Source organism: Calidithermus roseus (genome assembly GCF_003574095.1).
GTDB classification, from domain to species: Bacteria; Deinococcota; Deinococci; order Deinococcales; family Thermaceae; genus Calidithermus; species Calidithermus roseus.
The window spans coordinates 1-26,398 of record NZ_QWLA01000012.1; the positions used below are offsets into that span (position 1 = coordinate 1).

24 protein-coding genes are annotated in these 26,398 nt (G+C 63.9%); 11 read left to right on the forward strand and 13 right to left on the reverse strand.

Features of this window, described 5'->3' with window-relative positions; all coding sequences use genetic code 11:
• Positions 1–153: 153 nt before the first annotated feature.
• The 4 genes from Mrose_RS04625 to Mrose_RS04640 all read right to left on the reverse strand — a co-directional run bounded on the left by Mrose_RS04625 (position 154) and on the right by Mrose_RS04640 (position 5,567).
• Entirely contained in the window at positions 154–720 is a 567-nt protein-coding gene (locus Mrose_RS04625; protein WP_119276258.1) for a LuxR family transcriptional regulator, read from the reverse strand.
• Positions 711–1,625 carry an HlyD family secretion protein gene (locus Mrose_RS04630; protein ID WP_182482671.1) on the reverse strand — a complete coding sequence of 305 codons (915 nt, stop codon included), beginning with the start codon at positions 1,623–1,625 and terminating at the stop codon, positions 711–713. The genes Mrose_RS04625 and Mrose_RS04630 overlap by 10 nt, the downstream gene beginning before the upstream one ends.
• A gap of 53 nt (positions 1,626–1,678) precedes the next feature.
• Positions 1,679–3,763, reverse strand: coding sequence for a peptidase domain-containing ABC transporter (locus tag Mrose_RS04635; protein ID WP_119276260.1), 2,085 nt, complete (start codon positions 3,761–3,763; stop codon positions 1,679–1,681).
• A 208-nt stretch (positions 3,764–3,971) separates the two neighbouring features.
• Positions 3,972–5,567: an ABC transporter substrate-binding protein gene (locus tag Mrose_RS04640; RefSeq protein WP_119276261.1), complete on the reverse strand. Its 1,596-nt coding sequence runs from the start codon at positions 5,565–5,567 to the stop codon at positions 3,972–3,974.
• A 183-nt stretch (positions 5,568–5,750) separates the two neighbouring features.
• Between Mrose_RS04640 and Mrose_RS04645 the strand changes: the two genes are divergently transcribed.
• On the forward strand, positions 5,751–6,119 hold the full coding sequence (locus tag Mrose_RS04645; RefSeq protein WP_119276262.1) for a YkvA family protein: 369 nt from the start codon (positions 5,751–5,753) through the stop codon (positions 6,117–6,119).
• Between the two features lie 67 nt (positions 6,120–6,186).
• Here Mrose_RS04645 and Mrose_RS04650 read toward each other — a convergent pair whose 3' ends face one another.
• Both Mrose_RS04650 and prfA read right to left on the reverse strand, forming a co-directional pair.
• Positions 6,187–6,654 (reverse strand): NUDIX hydrolase, encoded by a 468-nt coding sequence (locus Mrose_RS04650; RefSeq protein WP_026234452.1) that lies wholly within the window; start codon positions 6,652–6,654, stop codon positions 6,187–6,189.
• 76 nt (positions 6,655–6,730) lie between these two features.
• Positions 6,731–7,804 (reverse strand): peptide chain release factor 1, encoded by a 1,074-nt coding sequence (gene prfA, locus Mrose_RS04655; protein ID WP_119276263.1) that lies wholly within the window; start codon positions 7,802–7,804, stop codon positions 6,731–6,733.
• A 173-nt stretch (positions 7,805–7,977) separates the two neighbouring features.
• On the opposite strand from prfA, the gene Mrose_RS04660 reads away from it, so the two are divergent.
• The 3 genes from Mrose_RS04660 to Mrose_RS04670 all read left to right on the forward strand — a co-directional run bounded on the left by Mrose_RS04660 (position 7,978) and on the right by Mrose_RS04670 (position 10,773).
• On the forward strand, positions 7,978–8,853 hold the full coding sequence (locus Mrose_RS04660) for a phosphotransferase family protein (protein ID WP_119276264.1): 876 nt from the start codon (positions 7,978–7,980) through the stop codon (positions 8,851–8,853).
• Between the two features lie 95 nt (positions 8,854–8,948).
• The gene (gene upp, locus Mrose_RS04665) at positions 8,949–9,575 is read left to right on the forward strand and encodes a uracil phosphoribosyltransferase (protein ID WP_119276265.1); all 627 of its coding nucleotides are present in this window, start codon (positions 8,949–8,951) and stop codon (positions 9,573–9,575) included.
• A gap of 79 nt (positions 9,576–9,654) precedes the next feature.
• On the forward strand, positions 9,655–10,773 hold the full coding sequence (locus tag Mrose_RS04670; RefSeq protein ID WP_119276266.1) for an MraY family glycosyltransferase: 1,119 nt from the start codon (positions 9,655–9,657) through the stop codon (positions 10,771–10,773).
• 53 nt (positions 10,774–10,826) lie between these two features.
• Here the strand turns inward: Mrose_RS04670 and wecB are convergent, their stop codons facing one another.
• The 3 genes from wecB to Mrose_RS04685 all read right to left on the reverse strand — a co-directional run bounded on the left by wecB (position 10,827) and on the right by Mrose_RS04685 (position 14,001).
• A complete protein-coding gene (gene wecB, locus Mrose_RS04675) occupies positions 10,827–11,945 on the reverse strand; it encodes a non-hydrolyzing UDP-N-acetylglucosamine 2-epimerase (RefSeq protein ID WP_119276267.1) in 1,119 nt (372 codons plus the stop codon).
• Between the two features lie 135 nt (positions 11,946–12,080).
• Entirely contained in the window at positions 12,081–13,295 is a 1,215-nt protein-coding gene (locus Mrose_RS04680; protein WP_119276268.1) for an MFS transporter, read from the reverse strand.
• A 52-nt stretch (positions 13,296–13,347) separates the two neighbouring features.
• Positions 13,348–14,001 carry a GntR family transcriptional regulator gene (locus Mrose_RS04685; RefSeq protein WP_220452283.1) on the reverse strand — a complete coding sequence of 218 codons (654 nt, stop codon included), beginning with the start codon at positions 13,999–14,001 and terminating at the stop codon, positions 13,348–13,350.
• Between the two features lie 185 nt (positions 14,002–14,186).
• On the opposite strand from Mrose_RS04685, the gene Mrose_RS04690 reads away from it, so the two are divergent.
• The 5 genes from Mrose_RS04690 (at position 14,187) to Mrose_RS04710 (ending at position 20,773) form a co-directional block, all read left to right on the forward strand.
• Entirely contained in the window at positions 14,187–15,182 is a 996-nt protein-coding gene (locus tag Mrose_RS04690) for a TAXI family TRAP transporter solute-binding subunit (RefSeq protein ID WP_182482672.1), read from the forward strand.
• A gap of 90 nt (positions 15,183–15,272) precedes the next feature.
• Positions 15,273–17,426, forward strand: a complete 2,154-nt coding sequence (locus Mrose_RS04695) for a TRAP transporter permease (protein ID WP_119276271.1) — start codon at positions 15,273–15,275, stop codon at positions 17,424–17,426.
• Positions 17,427–17,495: 69 nt separating this feature from the next.
• Positions 17,496–18,887 (forward strand): aminotransferase-like domain-containing protein, encoded by a 1,392-nt coding sequence (locus tag Mrose_RS04700; protein WP_119276272.1) that lies wholly within the window; start codon positions 17,496–17,498, stop codon positions 18,885–18,887.
• A 132-nt stretch (positions 18,888–19,019) separates the two neighbouring features.
• Complete coding sequence (locus Mrose_RS04705; RefSeq protein ID WP_119276273.1) at positions 19,020–19,556, forward strand: cytochrome P460 family protein; 537 nt, start codon at positions 19,020–19,022, stop codon at positions 19,554–19,556.
• Between the two features lie 17 nt (positions 19,557–19,573).
• Positions 19,574–20,773, forward strand: a complete 1,200-nt coding sequence (locus tag Mrose_RS04710; RefSeq protein WP_119276274.1) for a hypothetical protein — start codon at positions 19,574–19,576, stop codon at positions 20,771–20,773.
• Between the two features lie 63 nt (positions 20,774–20,836).
• On the opposite strand, the gene Mrose_RS04715 is transcribed toward Mrose_RS04710, so the two are convergent.
• On the reverse strand, positions 20,837–21,262 hold the full coding sequence (locus Mrose_RS04715) for a hypothetical protein (protein ID WP_147371571.1): 426 nt from the start codon (positions 21,260–21,262) through the stop codon (positions 20,837–20,839).
• 207 nt (positions 21,263–21,469) lie between these two features.
• Positions 21,470–22,051, reverse strand: coding sequence for a YdcF family protein (locus tag Mrose_RS04720; protein WP_119276276.1), 582 nt, complete (start codon positions 22,049–22,051; stop codon positions 21,470–21,472).
• Between the two features lie 80 nt (positions 22,052–22,131).
• On the opposite strand from Mrose_RS04720, the gene holA reads away from it, so the two are divergent.
• Positions 22,132–23,064, forward strand: a complete 933-nt coding sequence (gene holA / locus Mrose_RS04725; protein WP_119276277.1) for a DNA polymerase III subunit delta — start codon at positions 22,132–22,134, stop codon at positions 23,062–23,064.
• Between the two features lie 139 nt (positions 23,065–23,203).
• Here holA and Mrose_RS04730 read toward each other — a convergent pair whose 3' ends face one another.
• On the reverse strand, positions 23,204–24,019 hold the full coding sequence (locus Mrose_RS04730) for a hypothetical protein (protein WP_119276278.1): 816 nt from the start codon (positions 24,017–24,019) through the stop codon (positions 23,204–23,206).
• Between the two features lie 156 nt (positions 24,020–24,175).
• Between Mrose_RS04730 and Mrose_RS04735 the strand changes: the two genes are divergently transcribed.
• Entirely contained in the window at positions 24,176–25,381 is a 1,206-nt protein-coding gene (locus Mrose_RS04735; protein WP_119276279.1) for a caspase family protein, read from the forward strand.
• Positions 25,382–25,536: 155 nt separating this feature from the next.
• On the opposite strand, the gene Mrose_RS04740 is transcribed toward Mrose_RS04735, so the two are convergent.
• Entirely contained in the window at positions 25,537–26,397 is an 861-nt protein-coding gene (locus Mrose_RS04740) for an ABC transporter permease (RefSeq protein ID WP_119276280.1), read from the reverse strand.
• Position 26,398 lies beyond the last annotated feature (1 nt).

A 26,398-nucleotide genomic window follows, 5' to 3' on the forward strand; every position in this document is an offset into this window, starting at 1 on the left:
GCACAAGCGCCTGGCTGCCGAGCAGTTTCTCACCCAGCTTGCGGCTGACCCAACCAGGGTCAAGCAGCTTTGCTTCTGGCCTTGGATTCAAGAGGCTTTATGTGTCACCTCGTCGTAGAATTGGTATAATTCCTGAAGAAGCCATAAAACCTTTTAGAGGGTTACCAGGTGCAGTCCAAGATAGTAGCGAGCTAAGTCCACCCGCGTTTGCAAACCCAACTTCCACTTGACGCGTGAGAGCATATCGGCTACCGACTTAACCTTGATTCCCAACCTGTCAGCCACGGCCTCGTTCTCCAAGCCGAGCGCTACCCAGCGCAATACCTCACGTTCGCGCGGGCTCAGGTCGTTATGGGGTAATGGTGGAATCTGGTGGAAGGCCTGGCCGCGGGCAACTACCTTGAGAGCTGCTTGAAGCTGGGAAAGAGTCACAGGCTCGTGCATAACTCCCGCAGGGGCGGGGTGCAATGCCAGCAAGTCGTGCAAATAGTGGGGTGAGCACGAAGGAGTGACAATTAAAACAGGATGCTCTCCTGCGGGCCACGCGCTAAACGCAAAGCCTGGTGGGGAGTCCAGAATCAGGGTTGTAGGTACAGGCAAAGCAAAGTCCTTAAGGGCAAGTTGCAGAGCTTCAGCGGCAAGGGCTGCTCCGCTTACGATGCTGAGGTTGAGGGTGGATCGGCTAGGCAAAACACCGCCTTGGTTCAGGTTTACTCCCATGGGTTCACCCCTCGTACCCAGTCCCAAAACAACGCCAGGGCCGTCTTTTTAGTAGCCAAGGCCCTGGCTTCTCCAGCCATTCCGGGCAGGATCGTCTGTTCGCCTATTTTCAGGCTGTCGAGTCCTATTTCGACCTCGTAAACGCTTTGTCCCCTCAGAGCTTCTAGCGCAGTGGTGGTGGGTGAAACCCCAAGTACCTTTCCGTGACTTACCCCGTACTTCTGCCGGGGGTAGCTGTTCCAGGCAACTTCGGCCTCAGCCCCGACCCGCACCTTTGGCCGCTCGCGCTCGAGCACGTAACCCCGGAACACCAAGGGCACTCCCTCCGGGAGTATTTGCAGCAGCACCTGTCCCGTGCTCACCTGCACCCCTGGATGGCGTACCTCGAGCTGGGCCACCCGGCCATCGACAGGTGCCCGTATCTCAACCTTGCGGCGCACGTCGAGCACTTCAAGCTGGGCCCTCAGCGCGGCGATCTGGGCGGTGATCTGCTCTAGGGCTCGCTTGGCTCGAGCCAAGTTGGCGGTGGCTTCTTCATAGGCATTCCGGCTGGTGGCCCCTCCCTCCCACAGCAGGCGTTGCTGCACGGCTATCCGTCGCCGCTCGATGAGGTCGGTCCTGGCCAATGCCAACGCACTCTCTTTCTCCCGGACCTGCGCCAGAAGGTTCTGCCGCTGGGACTCTGTCTCCTCAGCAGAAGCTCCCACGCTATCGATTTCGGCGAGGAGTTCTCCTGCCTTTACGTGCCCCCAACGCTGCAACTGAACCTTAGTCACCCTCCCGGACAATGGTGCAGTAACCTCGATCAGCCGCCCCTTGGGCTCTAGGCTTCCCGAAACCAGGGCGTAGACCTGAATTTGGGTCAAGGAGGCCCAGGCGATGGCCGCTATAACCATAGCCATCATCAGCCAAAGTGTTAGGCGTGCTGTTCTCGGATGTGGGTTTTCCCAATCCAGGGTCATGCCTGCACCTCCCTTCTGTAAGGTTGTATGGAACCGCCTTCCAGCACGAAAACCTGATCGGCGAGTTCCAGGAGGGCCGGGCGGTGGGTGATTATCAGCAGCGTGCGTTGGCCCTTGAGCTTCGCCAGCAACTGAACTATCCCACGTTCGCGGTGGGGATCGAGCGTAGCGGTAGGCTCATCCAGAACCAGCACGTCGGCTTCGGTTAGAAGGGCTCGAGCCAGGCCAAGCATTTGCTTTTCCCCGCTCGAGAAACGGAATGGGCTCTCACCGCCCACAGTGGTGTCCAGCCCCTCGGGGAGGCGTCGCACCACCTGACCAAGGCCCACAGCTTCGATCACCGCCCAAAGCTTGTCGTCAGGAATCTCCTGACCTACGGCCAAGTTGTCCCGCAAGGAGGCATAGAGCAGAGGAACTTCCTGGCGCACATAAACAACGCGCCCACGGACAGCATGGGGCGAGACTTCAGCCAGATCACGCCCGTCCCACAGTACCCGGCCAGCCTCTAGCTCGAGCATCCGGGCCAGGATAAGAGCCAACGTGCTCTTGCCAGCCCCGTTCGGCCCCAGAAGAACGGTACAACTACCCTTGGGCAGACTCAGGCTTATACCATTCAGGGTTGGGCGATCTATTTGGTAGCCGAATCGCACCCCCTCAACCTCAAGGCCCCGCCGTAAGGCGTCCAATTCGCCGCTGAGCTTCCTAGGCTCCGGCTCCAACTCCAAGATCTCCGCCAAACGATCCGAGGCAACAATGCCCTCTTGTACGGTGGCTACACTCCTCGTGATGGTAGAAAGCGCTCCTAAAGCGTTTTGCAGCAAGCCATACGCGGCCACTAGTTGCCCTACCGTGAGTTCCAGGCGCAACACTTGCCCTGCCCCATACCAGAGCAAGAACATGCTAAAGGCGTTTCCCAGAAGCCCTAAACTGGCTCCACCCCAATTGCTCAGCAAGAAGCCTTGCCAGGATAAATCGTTCAGTCCAGAAATCTGGTCCCGACCTCGCATCAAAGCCCAGCTTTCGGCTCGCAGAGCCTTAAGCATGGAGAAGCCCTCGAGGCTACCAAGAAGGTAGCTCTGCACCTCAGCCCCTTTCCGCAAAACTCTACGGCTGTTGTCCCGCAAACGTGGTGATAGCCAGAGTAGATAAAGCATATGCAATGGGATGGACGCGAGAGCAATCAAGGCCAGCTTGGTGTTATAGGTGAACAACAAAGCAAAGCTGAGGAGCAGGGTCAAAAAGGCGGTAGGCAACCCTATGATCAAACTGCTTAATATGTTTCGTATCCGGCTTAGGTCACTGAAACGTGAGAGCAGATCGCCCGCCAAACGGGTTTCATGAACTCGCAACGGCAAGTATAGTAGATGATCCAAATAGCCCAAATGGAGGCGATAATTAAGTCGCATCGAGAGGTGACTTCCCAGATGGACTCGCACTGCACCAAGGAGGTTCTGAAATAAAGCAAGCAAAAAAATGGCGGCCAACAAGTACGGCAGCAAGGTTTCTTCGCGGAAAGTGAGCACTCGGTCAAAGAGTACCTGGCTCAGCAAAGGTGAACCCAATCCCAGTAAGCCGAGCACCATAGTTCCTAAGGCCAGCTCAATCAAAGTTGGACCGAGACCTCTGAAGTGAGACAAATGGGCTATCAGGCCACTCAAACCACGCCTACCCATAAAGCGACCCCGCTCAAAGGCCAAGCCGGGCTGTAAAGCTAATACTTTACCTGTCCACTTTTGGAGCAATTCGGCTGTGGAAACCCAGCGCAATCCTGAAGCAGGGTCAGCTAGCTTAGCTTTTTTTGGAGCAAGGCGGGTAAGTACGACGTAATGATTATGCTCCCAATGAAGGATTACAGGCAGACGAAGCGTAGCTAAGCCCTCCAGGTCAGCCTCGAACGCCTTCGCTTCAACTCCAATTTTTTGCGCAGCCCGCATCAGTCCCAGTAGCGAGGTGCCTGATTGGGTGGTACCTGCAAGTTCACGTAAGCGATAGAGCGGCTCTTCCCGCCCCCAGTACCCCAATACAGTTGCGAGGCAAGCAGGACCGCAGTCTGTACGGTCAACCTGGCGAACTACCTTCATAAAGCACATCCTCCTGAGTGAACCCATACATTGATTCCCGATGGATCAGGAATAAGGTGTGTGCTTCTTTGTTCATAACTGTGGTGTAGTTGAAAACGCAACATTCCAAAAACAGTAAACCTGTTCTCCTGGATTGAGTGTGACAAATACACATGAACGTTTAGGGGGCGAGAATGCTCCCGCCCCCTCAACACATTCAAAACTGGGTTTACAGACCGCTCTTGTCAACGTCCTCGAGGCTCTCACTGCCCAGGGGCGAGAGCACCCAGCCGGTAACGTTCTTGCGCTTGGCGTTCAAGGGCTGGCTGTGGACGATGGGGATGCGCAGGGCCAGGTCGAAGACCATCTTGTCGGCCTGCTGGTAGATCCGGATGCGCTCGGCCTGATTGGAAGAGCTCGAGCCCCTGGCCAGAAGGGCGTTGAGTTCCTTCACGTCGAGCGGCTTTCCGGCGCTGTCGAAGAGGTCGGTAATGGGGGAGGCGAAGTGGGGGTCGAAGAAGTTGGAGGGGTCGCCGTAGTCGCCGGTCCAGCCCAGCATGTAAGCCTGGAAGCCGGGCGCAACCTTGCGGTCGTTGAGGTAGGTGGCCCAGTCCTTGGTTTGGAACTTGACCCTGATCCCGATGGCCGAGAGGTCGGCGCCCATGGCCTCGGCGATCTCCTTGGGCGTGGGGAAGTAGGGGCGGGAGACCGGCATGTACCAGAACTCGAGGTCAAAGCCGTTGGGATAGCCCGCCTGGGCCAGCAGTTGCTTGGCCTTGGTGGGGTTGTACTCGTAGTCGGTCACTTCCGGCGACCAGTAGGTCTTGAAGGCGGTGGGAGTGAAGTGACCGTTAGTCTCGCCCAGCTTGCTCCAGAAAGCCTGCACGATGGCCTTCTTGTTGATGGCCATGGCAATGGCCTGGCGCACCCGCACGTCGGAGAGAGGCTTGTAGGCAGGGTTGAGGGCCAGGTAACCCACGTTGAAGGAGGGGCGCAGTACCGGGTCGAGGTTGCGGTCGGCCTCGATAGCGCCCAGGTTGGCCGGGGGAATCTGGATGGTCAGATCGATGGAACCGGCCTTGAGCTCGGCCAGACGGGCAGCGGGGTCCTTGATGAAGCGCATCACCAGGGCGTCGGCTTTGGGAAGGCCCTGCTTCCAGAAATTGGGGTTCTTCTCGAGGATAAGGCGATCCCCCACCCGCCATTCCTTGAAGCGGAAGGGGCCCGTACCCACCGCGCCACCCGCCGGGGTACCGTATTTGGCGCCCTGAGCCTTGATGGCCGCGGGTGAGGCGATGCCGAAGTAACCCGAACCGATGGCTACGGGGAAGTAGGGGATGGGAGCACCGAAGTCGAAGCGGATGGTGTACTTGTCCACTACCCGCACGTTCTTGAGGAAACTCCCGCTGGTGCCCTTGTAGCCACCAAACAGCTCACCCCAGATCTCGTAGTTGGCTCCCCCCTGGATGCGGGTGGGGTCTTTGGGATCCCACCAGCGGTTGACGTTGAAGAGCACGGCGTTGGCGTCGAAGTCGGTGCCGTCGTGGAACTTGACGCCCTGGCGCAGGCGGAAGGTCCAGCTCTTGCCGTCGGGCGAGGCGAACCAGCTCGTTGCCAGCGCCGGTACGGGGTCGCTGGAACCGGGTTTGAAGTCTACGAGGGTGTCGTAAATCTGGCGCTGGGCGTAGATGGAAACCCCGTCGGTAATGTTGCCAGACTCGAGGTTGACCGGCTCTCCCTCGTGCCCGAACACCAGGGTCTTCTGAGCCAGACCGGCGCTCGCGAGGGCACTAAGGGCCAAGGCCATTAGCCACTGACGTCTCATACCTCACACTCCTTTCACCACGTGAAACCCCCTACTCCACATCGCCATGGGCATGCAGGCGATGGGAGAGGCGTGGTTTGGACTACGCCAAAAGTATACACAGGGCTTGAATAAAGGCAACCGCCCCCCTCGAGTTGCTAGGATGGTTCAAGCACCCCATGGCTGCATGTGGAGGATCCAGACATGACTGAAGAAATCCAGCTTTTCTCTCCCCCCGAACTCGAGACCACCGAGCGCCTGAACGAGCCTTCGTTCTGGGGCAAAGTCCAGCGCTTCGCCCGCAAAGCAGGCCGCGAGGTAGTGGAGAAGGCGCTGTGGCTGCATTACGCCTACCAGCGCCCGGAAACCCCCGCCTGGGCCAAGCGCACCATCCTGGGCGCCCTGGCTTACTTCATCCTTCCGGTGGATGCCATATCGGACATTTTGGCGGGGGTAGGCTACACCGATGACTTAACGGTCCTCATGATCGCCGTGGGTACCGTCGCAACCTACATCAACCCCGCCGTCAAGGAGCAGGCCCGGCAGAAAGTCAGCGAGTGGTTTGGCAACTAAGGGGGCTGGTGTCTTGCGTTTAGCGCTCGGCGTGCAATGTACGACCCAACGAGCCACCGACCTCCGCTCAAACTTTCCACCCTTCCCCACCCCAACTCGGATACACGTAAAAACGGCCCCGCTCCCCGCGTAGGTAGTCCAGCAGCGGCTCGCGCAGGGGGCGGTGTTCCTCGAGCTTCTGCGCCACCTCCTCCGGGCTGAAGAAGCGGGCCTCGACGATATGCCCGTCGGGATCGCGGGGGTTGAGCAGGCCGTCGTAGCTGGCCCTGAAAGCCATGGCGATGGTGCGCTCGGCCTTGCGGGCATCCTCGATCTGCACGGCATAGGCCAGGTGCTCGATGCTGCGCACGCGCAACCCGGTTTCCTCGCGCACCTCGCGGGCTACGGCCTCCAGGAGGCTCTCCCCCGCCTCCACCGCGCCCCCCGGCAGGGTGTAGCGCACGTGGCCCCGGCGATTCCAGTCGTTGGCGACCAGCAGCACCCTTCCCTGCTTATCCAGCAGAATTGCCGCCGCCACCAGCAACTCACGCCGCAACCCGGCGCTCATGGCATCCCTCGCAAAAGGGGCCACGGGGTGAACCCAGTGTTCACCGTCATCGCTTCGCCCCTTTCTAAACCCGCTCGGTCAAAGCCTCGAGCTGACGTTCCTGGTCGGCCCTGCGCAAGGCCGCGTGCAACTCGCTCAGGTCGCCGCCGATGACGGTGTAGAGGTCGTGGTTCTTGTCCTCTCCCTCCAGGCGGTGATCGGTCACACGGGACTGGGGGAAGTTGTAGGTGCGGATCTTCTCGCTGCGCTCGCCGGTGCCGATCTGGGCTAAGCGGTTCTCCCGCAAGCGGGCCGCCTCCTCCGCGCGTTTGATCTCCAGGAGCCTCGAGCGCAGGATGGTCAGGGCCTTTTCCCGGTTCTTGATCTGGCTGCGCGACTCCATGCAACTGACGATGATCCCGGTGGGCTTGTGCAGCACCTGCACCGCGCTGTCGGTAGTGTTTACGCCCTGCCCGCCGGGTCCACTGGCACGGGAGACGGTGATCTCGAGGTCGGCGGGGTCGATCTTCACGTCCACCTCCTCGGCTTCGGCCAGCACCGCCACGGTGGCGGTGGAAGTGTGGATGCGGCCCTGGGTCTCGGTGGCCGGAACCCGCTGGACCCGGTGGACCCCCGACTCGTACTTGAAGACCCCGTAGGCTCCAGGCCCCCGCACCTCGAAGGATATCTTGGAAAGCCCCCCCAGGTCGGTGAGCTGGGAGTCGAGGGTTTCGGTCTGGAAGCCCAGGCGCTGGGCGTAGCGCGTGAGCATCTCGTAGAGGTCACGGGCGAAGAGGGCGGCTTCTTCCCCACCCGTACCGGCGCGAATCTCGACGATGGCGTTCTTTTCGTCGGCGGGGTCTTTGGGTAGGAGCATCACCTCGAGTTCCTTCTCCATCTGAGGGATGCGCTCCTCGAGTTCGGCCACCTCGGCCCTGGCCACCTCCCCCATCTCGGGGTCGAACACCAGGCTCCTGGCCCCCTCCAGGTCCTCCAGGGCCTTCTTGTAGCGGCGGATGAGTTCGATGAGCGAGCCCATCTCGGCATATCGTCGTGAAAGGCGCTGGTATCGGGCCTGGTCCGAGAGCACAGCCGGGTCGGCCAGGCTGGCCTCGAGTTGCCGATACTCGTCTTCGAGTTGATTGAGCTTCTCCAGCATATACCCCTCAGGATACCGCTACACCCGCCAGGCGAGTATGCTCCGGATCAATGTCGATGGTTGTGGCCGATGGCTAACCAGGCTCAAGGCAAAAAGCAAAGCGCTAAACGCTGATGGGCTGCGGCTTTTGGCGTTTAGCTATCAGCTACTATCGACCAGCGAGACATCCTGGTATGGTGAATGCCGTTGTGACCGATCTGCTGCGTCGGCTCGAGCAACACTTTGGCCATGCCCTGAAGCCTCTGACCCAGGGAAGTGAGGCCCGTACCTTCGGCACCGACGGCCTGGTGTGCAAGATCTACGGCCCCAAGCCCGCCTGGCCCCACCAGCCCGCCGGGGCTTATGCGGCTCACCTCGAGGCCGCCAACATGAGCAAGGCCGGCCTGGGGGCCTGGGTGGTCGAGGCCTTCGAACTCGACGGACACGGCATCCTGGTCACCCGGCGCTTTCCCGGCCACAACTTCGAGCCCCAAAACTTCACACCGGAAGCGCTGAAGAGCCTGCAGGAGTTCTTTTGCCAGTTGCATCAGATCCCCGAAATGGGCGTAGTCAGCCGGCAGCGGCTGGAGGCCCGGCTGGAACAGTTTGGAGGCACCCTGCACGACCTCAGCGAGGCACAGGCGCTGGTGGAGCGGCTAGAAGGGCACCTCGAGGAGGTAGCGGGCACCCCACAGGCCTTCTGCCATCGCGATCCTCACGCGGGCAACGTCCTGCTGCGCGATCCTGGGGCACCTTCCAACGTTCCGGCGGCCTTCCTGGTGGACTGGGTGCGGGCCTGCCCCGACGACCCCGCCCGCGACCTGGCCATCCTCACCACCGGAACCCTCGACCTGCTGGGCGAGGAGCAGGCCCTTTCGGCCCTGCGATTCATCGTCCGGGGCTACCCCGATGCCGCCACACTCTGGCCGCGCCTGCGCTTTTGGGTTCCCCTGACCTACCTGCACGACATGCACTGGTTTCGCACCAACGAGCCGGAGGGCTTCGAGGCAGCGGTGGCCGAGAAAATGCCCAAGGCTCTGCGCTTTTACTGGGAATTTCCTGAGCTCTAAGGGGGCTGGCGCCTTGCGTTTGGCGCACGATGCAGGACGTGCGACTGCAGCCATCGACTATCGACTCGAGCAGCAACAGTGTTACGATTTCCCAGATGAAGCTGACCGTCGTAGATCACCCGCTGGTTCAGCACAAACTGGCCATCCTGCGCGACAAGAACACCGGAAGCAAGGACTTCCGCGAGTTGATGGAGGAAGTTTCGATGCTCATGGCCTACGAGGCGATGAGGGACCTCGAGCTCGACCCCGTCACCATCGAAACACCCCTCGCCACCATGACCGCCCACATGCTCTCGGGCAAGAAGCTGGCCCTAGTAGCCATCCTGCGTGCCGGGCTGATCATGGTAGATGGCATCCTCAAGCTGGTTCCGGCAGCGAGGGTCGGGCACATCGGGCTCTACCGCGACCCCCAGACGCTCAATCCGGTCGAATACTACGCCAAGCTGCCCGAGGACATCGGGGGCCGCCGGGTCTTCCTCACCGACCCCATGCTGGCGACCGCAGGCAGCGCCGTTCACGCCATCGACGTGCTCAAAAAGCGTGGGGCAACCCACATCAAGCTCATGAGCATCATCGCCGCTCCCGAAGGAGTAGCAAGGGTCGAGAAGGCCCATCCGGACGTGGATATCGTGGTCGCCGCCGTGGACGACCACCTCAACGACCACGGCTACATCGTGCCGGGCCTGGGCGACGCGGGAGACCGGATTTACGGCACGAAGTGAGGCTTATAGCCAATGGCGGATAACTGATGGCTAAAGGCTATCGGCTATCGACTATCGGCTATAAGCTATTGGTCAAGCCATGATCGATTTTCTCAAATCCATAGGGATTGCCCAACCCACCGGCACGGGCTGGCTGACGGTGGTGTTCACCTTCCTGGTGGCCTGGGTCATCACCTGGCGCTTCATCCCCAGCGTGCGGCGCTTTGCCCTCAAGGTGGGCTGGGCCGATCAGCCCAACGCCCGCCGCCTCAACAAAGAACCCCTGCCCAATGCCGGAGGGCTGGCGATCTATGCCGGGGTAGTCGCGGCGATGATCGTGGCCACCGCGCTCAATCCCATCCTGATCCAGCAGGTGCAGATCCAGGTGCTCGCCATTTTGCTGGGCGGATCGATACTGGTGCTGGTGGGCTTCATCGACGACCAGTTCAGCCTGCCGCCGGTCTTTCGCCTGGTGGTACAGTTTCTGGCGGCTCTGCTGCTGGTGGCGGTAGGCATCCGCTTCGACACGGCCTTTGGCACCGCGCTCGACCCTTTGCTGGGCACCTTCCTCACCGTCTTGTGGGTCATGGGCATCACCAACGCCATCAACCTCATGGACGGGGTGGACGGGCTGGCGGGGGGGATCAGCTACATCACCGCGATGAGCCTGCTGGCCGTCTCGGCGCAGGACCCCCGTTGGGCTGCCGCGACGTTGGTACTCGCCGCCATGAGCGGAGCAGCCCTGGGCTTCCTGCGGCACAACTTCCATCCTTCCAAGATCATCATGGGCGACGCCGGAGCTTACTTCTTTGGGTACGTGCTGGCTGCTACCGCGCTGCTGGGCAGCCTGAAGGTGACCACGGTGTTCTCCCTGATTCCCACCGCGCTTTTCCTGCTGCTGCCCATCTTCGACACCGCTCGAGTGATCATTCGCCGCCTGATCCGTCGGCAAAACCCCATGTCCACGCCGGGCAAGGATCACATCCACCACGTCCTGCTGGCCAGGGGCCTGTCGCAGCGGCGCACGACGCTGGTGCTGTGGGCGCTGACGCTGGCTTTCAATATCGTCGCGATGCTGGTTCAGCCCAGCGTCTCCCCGGTGGTAGTCGTCACCTCGGCGCTGGGAACCACGGCTTTGCTGGCCTTTACCGTCTGGCGCAAACTGCGGGCGGTGTGGCGCGAGGAAAGGCTACTCGAGAGCCAGCTTCCTTCGGCATAAAAGCCCCACCCCTCACCTCCAACCCTCGAGGCAGGGTTCGTATGCCGCAAGGGCTAGGGCTGCCAGTCAGCCGGACGCTCGCCCAGCCCCAAGCGCCAGGCCACGCCCTGCGCACAGCGTTTGGCCGCCTGCCCGTCGCCGTAGGGGTTCCTGGCCGAGGCCATTTTTTTACGCTCAGTTTCGTCGCCAAGCAACCCTGTGACGATCTGGTAGACCTTCTCGGGATCGGTGCCCGCCAGCCGCAGGATGCCCGCCTCTACCCCTTCGGGGCGCTCGGTGACGTTGCGCAGCACCACCACCGGCACCCCCAAAGCCGCTCCCTCCTCCTGCAAGCCGCCCGAGTCGGTCACGATCAGCTCACTCTTGCCCAGCAGCGCCGACATGGGGCCGTACTCCAGCGGGTCGGTGAGCCAGAAGTTGGGCACGCGTCCCAGCACCGGCCACACCGCCTCGCGCACTACCGGGTTGAGGTGCACCGGGAAGACGAAGGTGAAGTCGGGGTGGTCGTGGGCGGCTCGAGCGAGGGAGTGGGCCAGGTCGCCCAGCACCTCCCAGTTCTCTCGGCGGTGCAAGGTCACGGTCACCAGCCTACCTTCTGGCACTCCATCAGGAAGCTTTCCCACCCTGGCAGCATAGAGCACCGCGTCGATGCCGGTCTGACCGGTGACCAGCACCTGCTCGGGGTTCTTGTGCTCGGCCAGCAGGTTTTGCTTGGCCAGGGGGGTGGGAGCTAAGTCGAGGTCGGTGAGGGCGTCGGTGAGGCGGCGGTTGGCCTCCTCGGGGAAGGGCTCGGCCATGTTGAAGCTGCGCAGCCCGGCTTCTACGTGGCCCACGGGAATCCGCTCGAGGAAAGCCGCCCAGGCCACGACGAAGGTGGTGAGAGTGTCGCCGTGTACCAGCACGTAGTCGGCCTCCAGCTCACGTAGCGAGCGGGCCGCCTGGGGCAGGATGCGCGCGGCCAGCTCCGGCAGGGTCTGGCGCTCGGTCATCACGTCGAGGTTGCGCTCGGCTGGCACATTGAACAGCGAGATGGCCTGGAGCAGTTGCTCGCGGTGCTGCCCGGTGAGCAGCACCACGGGCTCGAGGCCGGGTATTTCCCGCAGAGCGTGGTACACCGGGGCCATCTTGGTGGCCTCGGGCCGGGTTCCGAAAGCAAGGACGACGCGCTTCATAAGCCTGTGCAAGTCTATCGCAATATTGTTGCCAGGCGTCCTGCGTCGTACGCAATACGCCAAACGCCCGCCTAGCGTTTTGCATTTGGCACACTTTGGCCATCGGCGACTTCCGTAGGGGCGGGCACGGCTGCTCTAGCTGCTGACCGAGCGTGGCTGATCTTCCACCATGCGTGGCCAGGGGTGGCGGGAGAGCCACAAAGCCGAGAGCACCAAGAGCCCGGCGAGCACCAGGCTGGCGGTGCGTCCGCCCAGGGTGTCCATGAGCGAGCCGGTGAGGTAGCCGCCCAGGGGGGCCACGCCCAGCAGCACCATCGAGTAGACCGACATCACCCGGCCCCGCAGGCGGTCGGGCACCAGCAGTTGCACGGTGGTATTGGCGTTGACCAGGGTGGTGATCATGCCGAAGCCGCAAATCGCCAGCGCCACGGCCACCCCCCACGGCGGCAGAGGCAGGAACAGCAGGGCCAGCGAGAGCGCCAGGATGGCCGAGCCCACCAGGGTGCGGATGGGGCGGGCGCGAGAGGTGAGGGCCTGAAGCAGCGCCGCCGCGATGGCTCCAACCCCTACCGCCGACATCAAAAACCCATAACCCTGGGCATCGAGGCCCAGCACCAGCCTCGAGTAGGCTGGAACCAGGGTCTGAAAGTTCATGCCAAACAGGCTCGCCAGCCCCACCGTCAGCACCACCTGTCGCACCAGCGGCTCATGCCACACGTAACGCAGGCCCTCGAGGGCCTGCTGTAGGGCGCTGCCGTGAACCGGCTCGGTAGTACGGCTTGCGGTCCGCAGCAGCAACACCAACATGATCACGAAGGAAAGGGCGTTGAGCAGGTAGGCCCAGCCCAAGCCAAAGCTGGCGATGAGCAAACCCGCCGCCGCTGGGCCGCTCACCCGACTGACGTTGAAGCCAAAGGAGTTGAGGGCGATGGCCCCCGGATAGCGTTCCCGCCCGGCCAGTTCCACCGTGAAGGATTGCCGCACGGGCAGGTCAATGGCGTTGAAGGCACCGTACGCAAAGGCAAACACCAGCACGTATTCGTAGCGGATCAGATCGGTGAGGATCAGCAGGGCCATCAACCCCGCCAGAACGGCCATTCCACCCTGAGTGAGCAGGAGAAGGTTACGGCGGGGATAGCGGTCAGCCAAGACGCCCGCAGGCAGGGAAAGCAGCAGGGAGGGCAGAAACTGGCAGACCATCACCAACCCCAGGCGTTCGGCGCTGCCGGTGAGCTCGAGCACCAGCCAACCCTGAGCGGCAGCCTGCATCCAGGTTCCGAGCTGGGAGATGAACAGAGCGATCCAGTAGTTGCGGTATCGAGGGTCACGCAGCAGAGCCAGAGCAAGCACGACCCAATGCTAAGCCACACCCCGCCCGTGTGGCTGAGACAGGGCACCTACCTCAGCGCTGCGCCCGGCTGAGGCGGTCGATCTCGAGCCGTGTATTGTTGAGGTGCACGCGCATGGCGGCCTCAGCGGCGCTGGGGTTGCGGGCCTCGAGGGCCTCGACGATCTGGCGGTGCTCCTGGTGGCCGCGCATGGTATGAGCTGGATTGTTGGAGAGGGTGCGGAAAGCTAACTGCATCTCGCCAAAAAGCAGGGCCAGGATGCGGTGCAGCCGGGGGTTGCCGCTGCTCTGGCTGATGAGGGTGTGAAGCTGGTGGTTGGTCTGGCTGTAGAGCTGGGGATTGTGGGTTTCAATAGCCTGGCGTTGCTGCTCCAGCACTGCCCACATCGCTCGCAACTGCTCGGGGCGTACACGCCAGGCCGCCAGCCGCACGGCGAGGGTCTCGAGCACTTCGCGGATCTCGTAAATCTCGCTGAGGTCGCGCACGCTGAGCTTGGCCACGACCACTCCTCGGCGGGTGCGCTCGACCGCCAGGCCCTCTGCGACGAGTTGCAGGATGGCCTCGCGCACCGGGCTGCGCGAAACGCCCATCTGGCGGGCCAGTTCGGGCACGCTGAGCTTTTGCCCAGGCGCCAGGCGGCCCTCGAGGATGGCCTCGCGCAAGGTCTCGCGCACGGCATCGACCACGCGCTCAGTAGGGGGTAGCATAGGAATATTCATAACGATCGCTTCGCTACACCTGCACTCAGGGCGGTTCCGTAGAGCTTGTGTTTACATTTTACATGCAATGTGCTTATAATCCACTCGTTACTTTGTAAATCCATGCAACCCCCGCCTGGGGTGTCGGGCTCGAGCCCGGTACAATGGCGAGCAAATATCTTGGAGGTGAGCTTGTGAAACGAGTATGGATCGTACTGGCTGCAGTGGTGCTGGCGGGCACTGTGTTGGCGCAAAAACCCCGCGTGGTGATCCCCACAGGCAGCACGGGAGGCGTGTTCTTCTTCTACGGGCAGGCCATCGCCAAGTTGCTGACCGAATCCGGCGTAGCCGACGCCACCGCCCAGCAGACCGGCGGTTCGTACGACAACCTGCTGCTGTTGCGCGACCGCACCGATCCGGCTTCCAACACCTACTACTGCGCCCTGGCCACCACCGACTCGGCTCTGGTGACCTACACCGGCCAGGAGCCCCGCTTCACGCAGAAGAAGGCCGACATGCAGCGCATCATGTTCTACATGTACCCCAGCCTGATCCACATCGTCACCACCGAGCAGTCGGGGATCAAGGTGCTGCAAGACCTCAGGGGCAAGCGGGTCTCCACCGGCCAGCCGGGCTCCTCGACCGAGAACCTGGCGCTGCTGGTGCTCCAGGGCGCTGGCGTCAAGCCGGAGAGCTTCGCCAAACGCGAGCGCCTGCCCGCTGCCGAAAGCGCCAAGGCCCTCTCGGAGGGCACCATTGACGCGTACTTCTGGGTCGGAGGCGTGCCCACGGCCAGCGTGGTGGAAGTCGGGCAGTCCCTGGCCCGCACCGGCAAGAGGATTCGCCTGATCCCCGTGACCAAGGACAGCACCACCGCTCAGCTTTTGCTCAAGCGCTTCCCCGGCATCGTCAGCACCGGCACGGTGCCCGCCAGCGTCTACGGCACCGCTGCCAACGTCCCCGCGCTGTACACCGGCAACGTCTTCCTGTGCCCGGCCTCCATGCCCGACGACCTGGCCGCAGCTATCGTGAAGACGGTGTTCAGCAACCTCAACACCCTGGTCACGGCCACGGCGGCAGCCCGGGACACCACCCTCAAGAACACCGCCGACCTCTACGCGGCCAAGACCCTCATCCCCTTCCACCCCGGAGCCCTTAAGTACCTGCGGGAAGCCGGGGCCATCAAGTAAGCGCTCAACCCCTAAGCTTTGCCCAAGCTCCCTGCCTCTGCCCAAGCGGCCAGGGAGCTTTGCCCTAAAAGCCAGAGTAAGTGAGGCACTATGGAGCTAGCTCAGGATAGTTCAAGCAAGAGAACCCCCTTGGGGTGGGTGCTCTGGGGAGTGCTGCTGGCGGCTGCCCTCTACAGCATCTACCTGGTCATCCACCCCTTTACCCCGCTCTCGAAAGCGGACATCCCCATCCTGGACATCGTGCAGCTCGAGCGGGCCGTACACGTGTTCTTCCTGATGTTCGCCGGCTATCTCATCACCGCCCGCCAGACCCCCCACAAGCGCACCCTGGGGAGCTGGGTCTTCGCCCTGCTGAGCCTGGTGTTTCTCTATACCTTCTGGGTTCCCAACGTCACGGGGGTGAATATTCCCCTGGCTGGGAAGCTGGTGGGCACGCTGGCTTGGGCCCTGGCGGTGCTTCCGGCCCTGCTACCCAACCTGGGGCGCGTCAGCGACATCCTGGCGGCCCTGCTGAGCATCGCCCCGCTGGTCTACCAGATGCGCTTTTACGAGGAGCTGGTCTACCGCGCGGTGATCCCGGCAGGCTGGGACATGGCCATGTCCTTCAGCATTATCGTCCTGGTGCTGGGGCTGGTCTACCGCCTGCTGGGCCCGGTGATGCCCTCGCTGGTGCTGATCTTCCTGGCCTACAACCTCTACGGACAGTACGTGCCTGGCACTTTCCGGGGAGCCAAAAACGGCATCGACCTGATCCTGGGCAAGACCTACAACGAGACCGAAGCGGGCATCTACGGCCTGATCACCGGGGTCTCGGCCAAGTACCTGGTCTACTTCACTATCCTCTCGGGCCTCATCGGGGCGCTGGGCCTGGGCCGCATTGTGGCCAACCTGGCTCTGGCCATGGTGGGGCGCACTCCCATGACCCCCGGACGGGCGACCGGGATAGCCTCGGTCTTCATGGGCATGTTCAGCGGCTCAGGGGCTGCCGATACCCAGTTCGTAGCCACATTGACCAAGCCGCTGTACGAGCGTGCCGGGTATGACCGCATGATCGGGGCGGGGTTGGTGGCCACGGCGGGCACCATCGCCCTCATCACCCCTCCGGTGCTGGGCAGCATCGCCTTCGTGATGGTGGAGATCCTGCAAATCCCCTACCTCACGGTGGTGATCATGGCCATTGGGCCGTGCCTCCTCTACCTGCTTTCGGTACTGGCCTTCAACGAGTTCTACGCCCGCAAGGCCAAGCTGCCGCCGGTGGGGGCGGAGCTCGAGATGAGCCGCCGCCGCTACATCCTGCGCTACAGCACCATCTTTTTGCCCATCCTGCTCATCATCGCCATGCTCTACCGCGGCTTCGAGGTCAGTACGGCGGTGAGCCTGGCGATGCTGGGCTTCGTGCTCATCACCTACCTCGACCCCACCCTGCGCCCCAGGGGCCTCATGCCCATCCTGGACGGGCTGGCCGATGGCTTCCGCCAGCTCATCCCCATCGGCACGGCCATCGTGGCGGCCAACCTCATCTTCGGGATGATGGTGATCACCGGTCTGCCCTCGAAGTTCTCGATCTTCCTGGGGCAGGTCTCAGGCGAGAGCCTGCTGCTGGCTACGGCGGTGACTGCCATCTTCAGCCTGATCCTGGGCATGGGCATCCCGCCCACCGCCACCTACGTGCTCACCTCCTCACTCACCGCCCCGGCCATCGTCAAAATCGCTGAGGCCAACGGAATTCCCGCCGGGGCCGCGCTGCTGGCGACCCACATGTTCCTCTTCTACTACGCGGTGCTCGCCGACGTGACGCCGCCGGTGGCGCTCTCCGCGTACGCCGCGGCCTCGGTGTTCAAGACCAACCCGCTGGTGACGGGGATCTACGCCGCGCGGGTGGCGCTGTCGAAGTACCTGGTGGGCTTCTTCTTCCTCTTCGCCTTCGCCGGGACAGGGTTGCTGATCTTACCCGTCTTGCAAGATGCCACGCTGGGGCTAACCCTAGTGCAGAAATGGGGGATCATCCTCGAGCGCTTCCTGGCCGTGGGGGTAGGGATCATCTTCCTCGCGGCATCCACCGTGGGCTATACCCGCCGCACTCTGCAGCGCTGGGAAAGCTGGGTGTTGGGCATTCTGGGCATAGCCTGCTTCACCCCCTCCTGGTACATCAACCTGGTCGCCGGAGGGCTGGGCCTGCTGTGGTTCTTCATCCTGGCGCGGCCCGAGTCCAAGGCCGAGCCTTCACAGCAGGCCGCAGATTGAGGCTCGAGCGCCATCGAAGGGGTAGCCACCGTGCTACCCCTTCGACCTTTGTGGTAGCTTCAGTCCGAGATGGCCTCTCGCTCCCCCGCCCACCAGACCCTGGCCCAGCAACTCAAGGAGACGTTGCGGGGGCTCGAGCCCGGCTCCCGCCTGCCCACTGTGCGGGAACTGGTGGCACAGTACGGGGTGAGTCCGGTGACGGTGAACAAAGCGCTCAGCCAGCTCACCCAGCAGGGGCTAGTGGTGGTGCGGCCCGGCAGCGGGACTTACGTGGCCGAGCGCAAGGCCGCACAGGAGGACTACGGCTGGCAGGAAATCGCGCTGGGGCAGCGGCTCGACCCCACGGCGGGAATCCGGGAGCTGATGGTTCCGGCCAAAGCTGGGATGATCCCGCTGGGCGAGGCTTACCCCGACCGCTCCCTCACGGCGCTGAAGGAAATTCAGGCCGCTACCCGCCGGGTGGCGCGGCGGCTCGAGGTCTGGGACTGGGCCCCCGCCGAGGGCCTGGAGAGCCTGCGCAGCGTGGTGGCGGGGGAACTCGGTGCAGGCACCACCTCACGCGACGTGCAGATCACGCCGGGAGCCCAGGCCGCGCTATCGACGGTGTTCAGGGCGCTGGCGGCACCGGGAAGCCCCATCCTGATGGAGTCGCCCACCTATCCGGGGGCCATCGGCGTGGCCCGCAGCCTGGGGCTCAGCCCTATACCAGTCCCCATGGACGCCCATGGGGTGCGGCCCGAGCTGCTGCAGGAGGCCTTTGCCCAGAGCGGGGCCAGGGTGTTTTATTGCCAGCCGCTGCACTCCAACCCCAGCGGTGCAGTGCTCTCCCCCGAGCGCCGCAGGGCCGTGCTGAGGGTGGCCGAAGCCGCCGGGGCCTTCGTGGTGGAAAACGACTACGCCCGCGGGCTGAGCTTCGAGGGTGACCCGCCTGCGCCCCTGACGACCCTCGAGCCCAGCCGAGTCGTCTACATCCGCCCCTTCTCCAAGACCACCGCGCCCGGCCTGCGCGTGGCTGCCATCGTAGCCAGAGGCCCCGCCGCCTCGCGCATCCGCTCGCTGCGGGTGCTGGACGATCACTTCGTCTCGGCCCTGCTCCAGGAAGTCGCGGTGGACGTGCTGACCTCCCCCTCGCGCCGCACACACCTTCAGCGCCTGCAAAACGAGCTGCGACGGCGCAGGGATAGCGCCCTGGAGCACCTGCGGGAGTTCCTACCCCAACTACGGCCCTGGAGCCTGCCCACCGGAAGCGTGTTCCTCTGGCTACGGCTGCCCGAGGGGTGGGATGACGTGGAGGTCTCGAGACGGGCCATGCTGGCGGGAGTGCAGGTCTTTCCGGGCCGCATCTTCTTCCCCGGCGAGCCCTCCGGGCCTTTCCTGCGCCTGAGCTACGCCGCCGTGGGCGCGGAAGGGCTGAGGGAAGGCATTGCCCGGCTGGCCGAAGCCCTGGAAGCTCGAGCCTGATGTGTTATCATTAGGCGCGAAATCCAGGAGTATCGTTACTCAAAAACAGCACACAAAGCCTCGAGTGTTACTCGCTCGGTTCGCGCAAAGGCGGCAGAAACGTTGCGCTGCTGTTGTGAAATGCGGGGGTTGATGTTGAGACAGGCACTGGGGCTCGTGTTTCTGATCTTCGGGCTTTGGGTGGGCTTGGCCCAGGAATCGGCGCTCGCCGACTATAAAAACCGGCTGGTGCACTACGCCACCGTGGACCGGATCGACGGGTTTATCCGCGACATCTACATCTCGCCCGAGGCGCTGCAGGCCGTGCGCCAGCGAAAGCCCCTACCGCCGGGCACGGTGGTGCTGGTGGACCTGCACCAGGCTAAGCCAACCAGCAGGGGTGGGTTCGTGCGGGAGGGCGGTTTCTTCGTGCGGGCCTCCGACGAGCCCTACGTCCACGTCATGACCCGCCTGGAGGGAGAGGGTAGCTCGTCGTGGCGCTTCGAGGCCCTCGAGCCCAGGACCGGAGCCCCCGAGCCCGGCGTGGAGTTGCCGGGAGATTGCCTGGAATGCCACCGCGCTGCCCTGACTACCGAGATGCTCTTCAGCTACCCCCAACTGCTCGAGTTCGCCCGCAGCGGCCAAGTGCAGCGCAGCTTCTGCAAACAACCCGGTCGCCAGCTTTGCTGAAAGGAGAAGCAAGAACCATGCGCATACCCATCTTCCTCCTGGCCTGTAGCCTGCTGACTTCCCTCGCCCTCTCCAAGCCCACGCCGGTCAACTTCGACCCCGCTCAAGACGCGATACAGCCCTCGCTGGACATCGACCGGCAGGGCCGAGCGGTGGTGGCCTGGGTGGAGAAAACCGACGGGGTCTACAAAGCCTACGTGCGCCGCTGGGAGGGCAGCGGCTGGAAGCGGCTGGGAGGGGCGCTCAACCGGGAGGGCACCTGGAATGCCTCGTATGCCCTGGTGCGCGTGAGCCCCGACGGCCAGCCGGTGGCCGCCTGGACCGAGAAGAACCCGGTGTTCCAGGGCAAACTCGCGGGCAACGGCAAGCTCTACGCCGCCCGCTGGGACGGCCAGGCCTGGCAAATGCTGGGCAACTCCCCCAGCAACAGCCCCCTCACCACCTCCGACATCCCCCGCATGGCCCTCGACCCGCAGGGCAACCCCTACCTGCAGTGGAGCGAGATGACCCCCGACTTCAACGGCGACAGCGTCTACGTCGAGCGCTGGACCGGCCTCGAGTGGCAGACGGTGGACAACGGCTCCCTCAGCACCGACATCAGCGGCTCGTCGCGCTCGAGGGACATCGCGGTGAACTCCAAGGGCCAAGCCGTCCTGGCCTGGAGCATCCAGCTTTACAAGGAGGGCGAGGGACCGCTGGGGTTCAACGTGTACGCGGGCACCTGGGGCGGCAAGAACTGGATCCCCTTCGGCCAGTCGCTCAACGCCGACCCCTACAACTACGCCGCCGGGGTCTCGGTGGCCATCGACCGTCAGGACCGCCCGGTGGTGGCCTACCACGAAGCCGGGGGCGGCAAGGGCTACAACGTCTACGTCAAGCGCTGGGAGGGCAAGCGCTGGGTGCAGTTCGGCCAGAGTGTCAACGCCCTCAGCGGCGGCGGCTCCCAGCCCAAGGTGGTGCTTGACGCCAGGGGCAACCCGGTGGTGGGCTGGCTCGAGAACGCGGGGCGGCTCGAGCTGCGCGTGGCGCGCTGGGACGGCAAACAGTGGGTGCGCCTGGGCCCGGCGGTGAGCACCAACGAGGCCGCGGCCTTCTCGCTGGCGATGGGCCCCGACGACCGGCCCCTCGTGGCGTGGCACGAGGGCAAGGACGGGCAACGCAAGGTATTCGTGGCACGGTGGAGCGGGAAGGCTTGGGCGGGGCTGGGCAGCAGGTAAACGCGCGGCACAGTCAAGGCAGAGCGGGCCGGATGGTTTCCAGTCCGCTCCATCACGTCACATTCACGGATCGTAAGTTTCAAACACGATTTCCAACCCACTAGGCGTTGCGGCATTTTCGGAGACCTTCAAGCGCTCTGAGGGCTTATCCGCATTCACCCTGTACCTACCCCTTACAGGAGGCTTATCTGGCAGGCAACGGAACTCCAGGTCCAACTCGACGGTTGCAGTGGCGATCACAGGCCCATACCCGACGTTGTAGGTCGTACTGCTTTTGGCCTGAAGCTGCACGGGCTGTCCCTTGCTGACCCTCAGTTCGTCGCCACTGGGGTTTGTGATACTTGAAACCAGCCCACTGTAATCAGTAAACTCCAGCGCCGAGCACACACCGCTGGGAGCATAGATCAGTTGGAACGAGCTACCGACCCAGGGTTGACACCCTGCCAGCAGCACCAGCAAACCGGAAAATGACCAAACATCAAGTTTCATGGCAAGCCTCTTACTTACTGTACAAACCCCAAGCCCCACCGTAAGCTGCCCGGGCATCAGTTATGTTGACAAAGCTGGACAAGGTATAACCAGCGACCTACAGGATATTGGCCCATATCTTAGAACAGCCTCCGGGTCGAGGCTACATGACTGTAACTATTATGTCAACAAGAAATCTATCTTACACAGCGCTACCTACGGATGTGACTACTCCTTCCAACCCCGTAAGGCGTAGTACAGCAGCACCAGGGGCTCGCGGAGGAAGGCGGGTAGGTTCTGTGGGCAGTGGGGGGAAGGGGCGAGGGCGAACTCGAGCCCCAACTGCCGGGCCATCAGGGCGGCCCTGGGGAGGTGAAAGGGCTCGCTCACGATCACCACGGTGTTCCAGCCGCGTTCTTTCATGATCTGCCGGGTGAAGCGGAGGTTCTGGTAGGTGGAGCGGGCTTTGGGCTCGAGCACGACGCGTTCCTCGGGCAGGCCCAGCCGTGCCGCCATCGAAGCCATGGCCTCGGCCTCAATGGCACCGTCTTCGGGGTCCACCCCGCCCGAGACCACCAGCCAGCGGGCCCAGCCCTGCCAGACCACCTCGACCCCCTCCTCCACCCGCTTCACCAGGCAGGGGTTGAGTTGCCCGCCCCGGTAGACCCTCGAGCCCAACACCAGCGCCACGTCGGCCTGTTGCAAGGTGCTGCGGTTCATGTTGAGCACGACGTAGCCCAGCGCGGCCAGATAGGCGCCAAGGCCCAGTCCCAGCACTACCAGCACCCCGATCCCGATTCTCCGGCGCATCGTTTCCAGATTAGCGGCCCACTGTGAATGGGATATGGATATGGGCGTTCCGTGGCCGGCGTGTTTAGACTGGAGGGGCTGTGATCGAGGTGTTTACTGGCGACGCGTTTTTGGCTCGAGAGGCCCTGCTGCAGGAAGCCCGGCTTCAGGGGCTAGCTCCCCGCCTGCTGCCGCCCGAGCCGGGCCTGGTGGCGCAGGAGGCCAGTGGCGGGCTCTTCGGGCCCAGCGGGGCGCTGGTGGACCTGCGGGAGGTGGCCGAGGGCGAGTGGAAGCCCCTGCGGGAGGTGCTGGAGAAGCTCCCCCAGGACGCGCTGGTGCTGCTACTCGACCCCCGGCCCACCGCCGCCCGCAGCAAGTGGTACGGCGAGCACGCACAAAAGCGCGACAACCCCACCCCTGGCCCCAAGGAACTCGCGCAGTGGGTCGCCAACCGTGCCCGGCTCTACGAGCTCAAGCTGCCCGCCGCCATCGCCAACTTCTTGGGCAGCCTCGTGGGCGGCAAAGGCAGCTACGAGAACCCGGCCTACGGCCTGGAAGCCCTCGACCAGGAACTCAAGAAGCTCACCCTGCTCGACCCGCCCCTCACGCTGGAGAAGGTGCAGGCGGTGGTGGCGCTCGAGCCCCCCCTCTCTGGCTTCGACCTGGTGCGGGCCGTCACCGAGGGCAAGGGAGCGGTGGCCTTCAAGCAGCTGCAGAACCAGATGGAGCGCGGCGAAGACCCCATCCGCACGCTGGGGGCGCTCTCCTGGCAGTACAGCAAGCTGGCGCGGGCCTGGGCCTACCTGCAAGAAAAGCCCCTGCTGGGCGAGGGCGAGGCCGCCGGCCTGCTGGGGATGCACCCCTTCGCCGCCAAGCAGACCCTGGCGCTCGCCAAGCAGGCCCCAGGCGAGGCAGTGGCCGCGGCCCTGCAAATCCTGCTGGAAGCCGAGCAACAGGCCAAGACCGGCGGCGACCCCCGGCTGGCGCTCGAGCGCGCCGTGAGCGGGCTGCTGGCGTTATCTGCTAAACGTTGAGAGGCGAGGACGGGGATAGTGGCGTCTGGCGCTCGAGGTCGAGGGTCCAGGGCCAAGGCGTTTTGCGTCTTGCGTACGACGTAAGACCCGCATCAGACGTACGACCCGCGCCCGGCTATCTGCAACTCCCACAAAAACCCTACCTCGCCGTTCCTGCGAAGGACTCCCGGATCTGCCTCTCGAGCGTCTGGGCAAGCTGCACATCTCCCGAAGCCAGGAAGTAGCTGTAAGCCGCCGGGGCGTAGCTCAGCGACTGACCCAAGAACAGGCTCAGGCCACGCTCACGCAGGGTGGGCAGGCCGAGCCATTCGCCCTGCACCCACAGCACCGGAGCCTCGTAGAAGAAGGTGTTGTCGGTGCTCTTGACCTGCACCCGACTGGCGAGGCGGAGTTTGTCGGCGGGCAGGCTGTAAGCGCCCTCGAGGTCCTTCCGGGCGATCTCCTCCCGGTAGATCTCCTTGCCCTGGGCGTCGAGCAGCTTGAGCACCTTGGGGTAGCGCTCCCCGGCTATGGGCAGGCGCAGGGTGGGCAGGTCGAAAAACTCGGGCACGTAGAGGGCCGGAGCACCACCAGACTCGCCCCGGCTCCGGGCAGGCTTGGCGAAAGCGGCCTCGGCCTCCCGCTGGCACACCCCCACGTCCTGACAGGCCTGCACCAGCTTGTCCCAGAAGCTCCTGGGCCGGGCGACTTCGAAGCAGGCTTTGGGGGCTTGCAGGGTAAAGACCCGGTTGCCGTAGATGAGCCTGGCTCTGCCCTGGGTCACGCAGGCCCGGTCGCCGGGCTCGAGGCTCAGGCTCAGGGGGCTTCCACCGCTGCGGGTATAGCTTTGCTGGGTCTTATCGGCTCTCTCCAGGAGCAGTTTTCCCTCCAGTTCCACTTTGGCTGGGGCAGCCAAGCTCAGGCTTCCGATCGCCAACGCCAGGGTGATCGCGGTTGCTTTCCACGTCCGGGCCATGGGTCACTCCTGTAGAGCAAGCGCCAGGCAACTCTCTCAGGCTACATTCAAGGTATATAATGTAAGCTCTCCCTCGATTAGCCGCTCCACACTCTGCATTCATCGAGCCTTAACTCCGGAGCACAGCTCGGATTGGCCCGTTCTTGGGAGCGCAATATGGCCTGGATTTGCCTGGCATTGCTGCTGCTGTCGCCCCTGGCGTGGGCAGGACCTGCGCCGGGACGGGTGTATGCGCTGGTGGTGGGGATCAACAACTACCGCAGCTACCCGGAGATTCCCCCCCTGCCTGGCCTCAACTACGCCGAAAGCGACGCCCGCAAGTTCGCCAAGGCCCTGGGAAACATCACCCGCCTGCGGCTGCTGCTCGACGACGAGGCCACCAAGAACGCCCTCGAGGCCGAGTTGCGCGACCTAGCCCGCCGATTGGGACCCGCCGACACCCTCATCGTCTACTACGCCGGGCACGGCCTGCCCAACCGCGAGGGGCAGGCCAGCCTCATCCCCTCCGACTCCCGCATCACCGACGAGGAGACCTGGCTACCCCTCGAGCGCCTTCAGGCCATCGTCCGGCAGTACAGCCAGGGGCAGGGGCGTCTGGTGCTCATCCTCGATGCCTGCTTCAGCGGCCAGTCCCAGGCGGGCTCGCGTAGCTTCACCCCTCCAGGAGAGTACCAACTGGCCGAGGTGCCCAGAGTCGAGGAGCAGAACACGCTCCTAGCCTCCAGCAGCGAAACCCAGCCCTCCTGGGAGGACGAGGAGGTGGGCGGGGGGGTGTTCACGGCCTTTTTGCTCGAGGCCATGAGCGGTAAGGGCGATGTCAACAGCGACGGCTACGTAACCTTACAGGAAGCCTTTCAGTACCTCGCAGGGAAGGTAGAGGGCTACTCGAGGCAAAAAGGCAAAATCCAGACGCCCCGCCTCTACGGCCCCGGCAACGAGTTCAGGCTGGTGCAGAACCCGGTGGTCGTCACCCGCAACCGCCTGGGCAACCTGCTGCGCCTGGGCCAGATCCACGGCGACGCCTTCGACGCCCTGATGGGCTGGCTCGAGGCCCCCAAGCTCCCCGAGGACTTCCGGCTCTACCTCGAGGGCACCCTGGGCGAGCCCGGCTTCGTGCTGCTGGTGCGCTCAGGGGCTATTCCCCAGGTACCCCCCAACCCCCAGCAGGACAAGCGGCTGGTCAAAATCGGGGGCCTGCGCCTCAAGGCCCTCATCCGCCGCGACCAGTTCTGGCCCCTGGCCCAGATGATCAGCGCGGGCAGAGCCCCCAAGGACGTGAGCGATTACCTGGCTGGCAGGCTCTCAGAAAAACGCTTCGTGCAGCGGATGTGGGCCGGGGCCATCGCGGGAGTGCCGCGCTAAGGAAGCCGTCAGCAGTCAGCGGAAGGCTGATGGCTCGCGGTCACCCCTCCCCGCCGGCGTCGAGGGCTGAGGCGTCTTGCGTTTTGCGTCTGGCGTTTTGCGTAGGACGTAGGACGTACGACCCCCGCCCAGCGTCCGACCATCAGCGTCTTTCCTCAAGCGTTCGCCCTGGGGTCCAGCACGTCACGCAAAGCGTCGCCCAGGAGGTTGAAAGCCAGCACCGTAAGTAGGATCGCCACGGCGGGTGAAGTGGGGGCCCAGAAGGCTTCGGCGATGTAGCTGCGGGTCTCGGAGACCATCGCGCCCCACTCGGGGATGGGCGGCTGGGCCCCAAAGCCCACGAAGGAGAGCCCGGCGGCGGTGAGGATGGCCCCGCCGACGTCGAAGCTGGCCTGCACGAAGACAGGGGTGAGGGTGTTGGGCAGCAGGTGGCGCAGCATCAGCCGCCACTGCGGCACGCCCAGCGCCCGGGCGGCCTCCACGAACTCCCGCTCGCGCAGGGCCAGCACGTTGGCCCGCACCAGCCGCGCGTAAACCGGCCAGCTCACTAAAGCCACCGCCAGGATGGTGTTGCCCAGGTTGGGCCCCAGCGCCGCCGCGATGGCCATGGCCAGGATTAGGGAGGGGAAGGCGAAGAAGATATCGGTCAGGCGCATGAGCAGGTTATCCCAGACCCCGCCCAGGCTTCCCGCCAGCAGTCCGATCACCACCCCGATGAGCACCGACAGCAGCACCACCCCGAAGCCCACCTTGAGGCTGATGGCCGCGCCGTGGGCCACCCGCGCCCAAACGTCGCGACCGAGTTGGTCGGTGCCCAGGAGGTGGGCGCTCGAGGGCGGGCTGAGCCGCTGGAGGATGTTCTGCTCGATGGGGTCGGGGGCGATGGCCGGGGCCAGCAGGGCCACCAGCAAAAGCAGCACCAGCAGCGCCAGTCCTATCAAGCCGCCAGGGTTGCGCAGGAAGCGTCGCAGGGGCCTCGAGCGGCGGTCGGAGGGGGCGTTCACGGCGGCAGCCATC

Coding starts and splice junctions, on each gene's coding strand:
- Mrose_RS04625 (WP_119276258.1), bottom strand. CDS start 720: ATGGGAGTAAACCTGAACCAAGGCGGTGTTTTGCCTAGCCGATCCACC.
- Mrose_RS04630 (WP_182482671.1), bottom strand. CDS start 1,625: ATGATGGCTATGGTTATAGCGGCCATCGCCTGGGCCTCCTTGACCCAA.
- Mrose_RS04635 (WP_119276260.1), bottom strand. CDS start 3,763: ATGAAGGTAGTTCGCCAGGTTGACCGTACAGACTGCGGTCCTGCTTGC.
- Mrose_RS04640 (WP_119276261.1), bottom strand. CDS start 5,567: ATGAGACGTCAGTGGCTAATGGCCTTGGCCCTTAGTGCCCTCGCGAGC.
- Mrose_RS04645 (WP_119276262.1), top strand. CDS start 5,751: ATGACTGAAGAAATCCAGCTTTTCTCTCCCCCCGAACTCGAGACCACC.
- prfA (WP_119276263.1), bottom strand. CDS start 7,804: ATGCTGGAGAAGCTCAATCAACTCGAAGACGAGTATCGGCAACTCGAG.
- Mrose_RS04660 (WP_119276264.1), top strand. CDS start 7,978: ATGGTGAATGCCGTTGTGACCGATCTGCTGCGTCGGCTCGAGCAACAC.
- upp (WP_119276265.1), top strand. CDS start 8,949: ATGAAGCTGACCGTCGTAGATCACCCGCTGGTTCAGCACAAACTGGCC.
- Mrose_RS04670 (WP_119276266.1), top strand. CDS start 9,655: ATGATCGATTTTCTCAAATCCATAGGGATTGCCCAACCCACCGGCACG.
- wecB (WP_119276267.1), bottom strand. CDS start 11,945: ATGAAGCGCGTCGTCCTTGCTTTCGGAACCCGGCCCGAGGCCACCAAG.
- Mrose_RS04685 (WP_220452283.1), bottom strand. CDS start 14,001: ATGCTACCCCCTACTGAGCGCGTGGTCGATGCCGTGCGCGAGACCTTG.
- Mrose_RS04695 (WP_119276271.1), top strand. CDS start 15,273: ATGGAGCTAGCTCAGGATAGTTCAAGCAAGAGAACCCCCTTGGGGTGG.
- Mrose_RS04700 (WP_119276272.1), top strand. CDS start 17,496: ATGGCCTCTCGCTCCCCCGCCCACCAGACCCTGGCCCAGCAACTCAAG.
- Mrose_RS04705 (WP_119276273.1), top strand. CDS start 19,020: ATGTTGAGACAGGCACTGGGGCTCGTGTTTCTGATCTTCGGGCTTTGG.
- Mrose_RS04710 (WP_119276274.1), top strand. CDS start 19,574: ATGCGCATACCCATCTTCCTCCTGGCCTGTAGCCTGCTGACTTCCCTC.
- Mrose_RS04715 (WP_147371571.1), bottom strand. CDS start 21,262: ATGAAACTTGATGTTTGGTCATTTTCCGGTTTGCTGGTGCTGCTGGCA.
- Mrose_RS04720 (WP_119276276.1), bottom strand. CDS start 22,051: ATGCGCCGGAGAATCGGGATCGGGGTGCTGGTAGTGCTGGGACTGGGC.
- Mrose_RS04730 (WP_119276278.1), bottom strand. CDS start 24,019: ATGGCCCGGACGTGGAAAGCAACCGCGATCACCCTGGCGTTGGCGATC.
- Mrose_RS04735 (WP_119276279.1), top strand. CDS start 24,176: ATGGCCTGGATTTGCCTGGCATTGCTGCTGCTGTCGCCCCTGGCGTGG.
- Mrose_RS04740 (WP_119276280.1), bottom strand. CDS start 26,397: ATGGCTGCCGCCGTGAACGCCCCCTCCGACCGCCGCTCGAGGCCCCTG.